The sequence below is a fragment of the Halorhodospira halophila genome (assembly GCF_016653405.1).
GTDB classification, from domain to species: domain Bacteria; phylum Pseudomonadota; class Gammaproteobacteria; order Nitrococcales; family Halorhodospiraceae; genus Halorhodospira; species Halorhodospira halophila_A.
The window spans coordinates 1-3,916 of record NZ_NHSN01000034.1; the positions used below are offsets into that span (position 1 = coordinate 1).

Consider the following 3,916-nt stretch of genomic DNA (forward strand, 5'->3'; position numbering starts at 1 on the left):
GTAATCCGCCGCCCGCCCCCGCCTATCCGGCGTCGGCGGGCCGGAGGCGATAGATCAGGTCGTGGACCTGGTGCCCCTTGCGCAGACCGCGCCGCTCGAACTTGGTCTGCGGGCGAGGCGGCGGGGGCGGGATGAAGGCCCGCGGGCCGCAGGTGTTCTCGAAGCGCTCGTCGGGCTCGACGGTATCGAGCATCCACTCGGCGTAGTCGGCCCAGTCAGTGGCCAGATGCAGGGTACCGCCGGGTACCAGCCGCTCGGCCAGCAGATCGAGGAAAGCCGGCTGGACGATCCGCCGCTTGTGGTGGCGCTTCTTCGGCCAAGGGTCGGGGAAGAAGATGTGCACCGCCGCCAGACTCCGCGGCGGGAGGTGGTGGCGGACCAGCTCCACGGCGTCCACGGTGGCCACGCGCAGGTTCTCCACTTGCGCTTGCTCGGCGCAAAGCAGGCAGTGGCCCACCCCCGGGCGGTGGACCTCGACGCCCAGATAGTCGCGCCCGGGATCGGCGGCAGCCATCTCCACCAGGGCCTCGCCGTCGCCGAAGCCGATATCCAGGACGCGTGGCGCCGTGCGGCCGAAGAGCCCGTCGAGGTCGAGAACGCCCTGCTCCGGCACATCGATGCCGAAGCCCGGCCACAGCTGCTCCAGCGCGCGCTGCTGCCCCTGCGTCAGGCGCCCCTTGCGACGGACGAAGGTGCGGGTCAGTCGCAGCTGGCTCACTCGAAGAAGGTCCCTTCCTCAGGCGACGACGCGGCAGCGTAACGCCGTTTCGGGATACGGCCGGCGCGGTAGGCCTCGCGCCCGGCCTCCACGCCCTTGCGCATGGCCGAGGCCATGAGCACCGGATCCCGCGCGCCGGCGATGGCGGTGTTGAGCAGCACGGCGTCACAGCCGAGTTCCATGGCGACGGCCACGTCGGAGGCGGTGCCCACGCCGGCGTCCACCAGGACCGGAACCTCCAGGCGGTCGACGATCTCCAGGATGTTGTAGCGGTTCTGGATGCCGAGCCCGGAGCCGATCGGCGCGGCCAGGGGCATCACGGCGACGCAGCCGATCTCCTCGAGCCGCTTGGCGGTGATCGGGTCGTCGCTGGTGTAGGCCATGACCTCGAAGCCCTCGGCCACCAGCTGCTCGGCGGCCTCGAGGGTTCCGGGGACGTCCGGGTAGAGGGTGCGCTCGTCGCCGATCACCTCCAGCTTGACCAGGTTGTGACCGTCGAGCAGTTCGCGGGCCAGGCGGCAGGTGCGCACCGCGTCCTTCACCGTATAGCAGCCGGCGGTGTTGGGCAGGATGGTGTAGCGATCCGGCGGCACGGCCTCGAGCAGGTTGGGCTCGTCCGGGTTCTGGCCGATGTTGCTGCGGCGCAGGGCGATGGTGACGATCTCGGCGCCACTTGCCTCGATGGCCGCACGGGCCTGCTCCATGTCGCGGTACTTGCCGGTACCGACCAGCAGGCGCGAGTGATACTCGCGCCCGGCGATGACCAGGGGATCGCGATCCGCCATCTTTGTCTTGAACTCCGTGCTTTGAGGGGAACCGGGTCAGCCGCCGCCGATGGCCTGGATGACCTCCACGCGGTCGCCATCGGCCAGCTGGTGATCACCGAGCTGGCTGCGGGGGACGATGGTCTCGTTAACCTCCACCGCCAGACGCTGCTGCTCGCTGATGCCGAGCCGCTGCAGAACATCGGCGCAGCTGGCGCCGGCGGGGAGGGTCATGCCCTCGCCGTTGACCTGGATCTGTATGCTGGTTGCTGTACTCATCGCGGATAGTCTAACGCGGTTGCGGCACTGCGGCACCGGTTGTCCTCGGCGCCGTGCAGCGCTATGATTTCATCTGTCCGCAGCGGGTGTAGCTCAATGGTAGAGCTCCAGCTTCCCACGCTGGCGATGTGGGTTCGATTCCCATCACCCGCTCCAATCCCTTCCCTGTCTTTGACCCGACAGCCCCGGGCTGCGTTCAGCCGGTCTCCGCCGCACGGCGGTCGATCAGATCGAGGTCCACGGCCAGGGCGCCGCGGTTGTGCAGCAGATCGGCCAGGGTGTAGCGATCCAGCACCGCCAGGAAGGCGTGCAGCGCCTCGTCGAGTACGGCGCGCACGGCGCAGTTGCCCTCGATCCGGCAGCGCTGATCCTCGTCCCGGAAGCACTCCACCAGGGTGAAGTCCTCCTCGGTGCGCCGCAGCAGCTCACCCAGGGCGATCGCCTCCGGCGGGCGGGCCAACCGGATCCCCCCACGCTTGCCGCGGACGGTCTCCACGAAGCCGTGGGCAGCCAGCCGGTTGACCACCTTCATCAGGTGGTTGCGCGAGATGTCAAAGCGCTCCGCGATCGCGCCAATGGTGACCAGCTCGCCCTGTGCCGCCCCAAGGGCGAGCAGGACCCGCAGGGCGTAGTCGCTGTGTCGGGTTAGACGCATGATCCGGCTCCGTTCGCTGCCCCGGACACTATAGCAGCGCCCGGGGCCATCCGGATCAGCCCAGGCCGACGATCAGCAGCGGCTCGCGGGTGATGCTGTAGAGGTAGAGGTAGCCGAAGACGGCGATGCCGCCGATGAACGCCGCCATGCGGATCTGCCGGGTGCGGCCTCGGCGCAGGGCGATCACCCCGAGGACGATGTAGGCGATCAGTCCGAGCAGCTTGACGGTGAGCCAGCCGTCGACGAAGGGGTACTGGGCGATCATCACCATCAGCACCACTGCCGTCAGCAGCAGCACGGTGTCGGCGACCTGCGGCGCCACCCGCAGGACCTTGTTCTCGAGCGCTGCAGAGCCACGGAACATCAGGATCCCCCGGGCGATAAACAGACCGAGACTGACCACGGCGGCCAGCGCGTGCGTCGACAGCAACACCTGGTGCATTCCTACCCCCTCGCGTCGTCCGTTTCGAAAAGAGGCTATTCTTCCTGCCGGTCGGGCCCGGCTGCAACCACGCACAACGCGCGCACCCCTTCGGTGCGCGCGCCGTCCGCTCCTGGTGCAGGCACGCCGCCGCGCGCGGGCGCGGCACCCGACCTCCCGCTTAACCCCTTGTTCCATCTAACACGGCCCGACCTGGCACACCCCCTGCATGAGAACCCGGCGCGCGCCGCCCGTGGCGGTGGCCGCCCCTGACCCACGGATACAGCATAAGGTGCCCGACCATGAAAAAGCCTTTCCCGCTAGTCGCCGCCGGCGGCCTGCTCCTCGGCCTCTCCGCCAACGCCCAGGCCGAGGAGATCGGCGCCGGCTGGAGCCTCTCCTCCAACGTGGCGATCACCTCCAACTACCTCTTCCGCGGCTTCTCCGAGAGCGACGAGGAGCCGGCCGTCCAGGGTGGCTTCGACCTAGACCACGCCTCCGGGGCGTACGTCGGCACCTGGGCGTCGAGCCTGCAGCCACAGGACGCCAGGGGCCCACTGGAGCTGGATTTCTACGGCGGCTTCGGCTTCGACCTGACCCCGGATATCTGGGGTGATGTGGGGCTGACCTTCTACACCTATCCGGACGACTCCGACTCCAACACGGTAGAAGCCTACGCCGGCGCCGGCACTGCCTTCGGCGAGGTGGAGGCGGACTTCTACGTCCACGTCTCCGACGATTATTTTGACGAAGACGAGAGCTCCGTCTATCTGGAGACCAACTGGATGACGCCGCTGGCCGCCGGCTTCTACGCCATGGCCCACCTCGGCTACCTGGTGATCGACTCCGACACCAACCTGGACGGCGCCGATGCCGCCCTGGGCGTCGGTTACGAGTACGGCACGCTCGATCTCAGCCTGGTGGGCACCTACAACAGCTCCGACGCGGCGGATGAAGACGACGACGAGACCCAGGTGGCCTTCACCGTGTCCCGCTCCTTCTAGCCGCACCCCCCTGCACCCGGGGGCGCCGGCCGGCGCCTCCGGTCGGGTTACCCCGCCCCGCCACGCTCCTCCAGC

The 3,916-nt window shown here is 68.7% G+C and carries 6 protein-coding genes and 1 tRNA gene; 2 read left to right on the forward strand and 5 right to left on the reverse strand.

Annotated features, from left to right (window positions below; genetic code table 11):
- Positions 1-22: 22 nt before the first annotated feature.
- The 3 genes from trmB to thiS are packed head-to-tail and all read right to left on the reverse strand — an operon-like array spanning position 23 to position 1,743.
- Positions 23-718 (reverse strand): tRNA (guanosine(46)-N7)-methyltransferase TrmB, encoded by a 696-nt coding sequence (trmB, locus tag CCR79_RS12630; RefSeq protein WP_201173558.1) that lies wholly within the window; start codon positions 716-718, stop codon positions 23-25.
- Positions 715-1,503 carry a thiazole synthase gene (locus tag CCR79_RS12635; RefSeq protein ID WP_201173561.1) on the reverse strand — a complete coding sequence of 263 codons (789 nt, stop codon included), beginning with the start codon at positions 1,501-1,503 and terminating at the stop codon, positions 715-717. Before CCR79_RS12635 ends, trmB begins: the two co-directional genes overlap by 4 nt.
- 36 nt (positions 1,504-1,539) lie before the next feature.
- Positions 1,540-1,743 (reverse strand): sulfur carrier protein ThiS, encoded by a 204-nt coding sequence (gene thiS, locus CCR79_RS12640; RefSeq protein ID WP_201173574.1) that lies wholly within the window; start codon positions 1,741-1,743, stop codon positions 1,540-1,542.
- 100 nt (positions 1,744-1,843) lie between these two features.
- Here thiS and CCR79_RS12645 point away from each other — a divergent pair.
- Positions 1,844-1,917: transfer RNA gene (locus tag CCR79_RS12645), tRNA-Gly, on the forward strand.
- 40 nt (positions 1,918-1,957) lie between these two features.
- Here the strand turns inward: CCR79_RS12645 and CCR79_RS12650 are convergent.
- Both CCR79_RS12650 and CCR79_RS12655 read right to left on the reverse strand, forming a co-directional pair.
- On the reverse strand, positions 1,958-2,416 hold the full coding sequence (locus CCR79_RS12650) for an RrF2 family transcriptional regulator (RefSeq protein WP_201173565.1): 459 nt from the start codon (positions 2,414-2,416) through the stop codon (positions 1,958-1,960).
- Positions 2,417-2,471: 55 nt separating this feature from the next.
- Positions 2,472-2,858: a SirB2 family protein gene (locus tag CCR79_RS12655; protein WP_201173568.1), complete on the reverse strand. Its 387-nt coding sequence runs from the start codon at positions 2,856-2,858 to the stop codon at positions 2,472-2,474.
- Between the two features lie 281 nt (positions 2,859-3,139).
- Here CCR79_RS12655 and CCR79_RS12660 point away from each other — a divergent pair, with 281 nt between their 5' ends.
- Positions 3,140-3,841: a TorF family putative porin gene (locus CCR79_RS12660; protein ID WP_201173571.1), complete on the forward strand. Its 702-nt coding sequence runs from the start codon at positions 3,140-3,142 to the stop codon at positions 3,839-3,841.
- Positions 3,842-3,916: the final 75 nt, after the last annotated feature.

Coding starts and splice junctions, on each gene's coding strand:
- CCR79_RS12635 (WP_201173561.1), bottom strand. CDS start 1,503: ATGGCGGATCGCGATCCCCTGGTCATCGCCGGGCGCGAGTATCACTCG.
- CCR79_RS12650 (WP_201173565.1), bottom strand. CDS start 2,416: ATGCGTCTAACCCGACACAGCGACTACGCCCTGCGGGTCCTGCTCGCC.
- CCR79_RS12655 (WP_201173568.1), bottom strand. CDS start 2,858: ATGCACCAGGTGTTGCTGTCGACGCACGCGCTGGCCGCCGTGGTCAGT.
- CCR79_RS12660 (WP_201173571.1), top strand. CDS start 3,140: ATGAAAAAGCCTTTCCCGCTAGTCGCCGCCGGCGGCCTGCTCCTCGGC.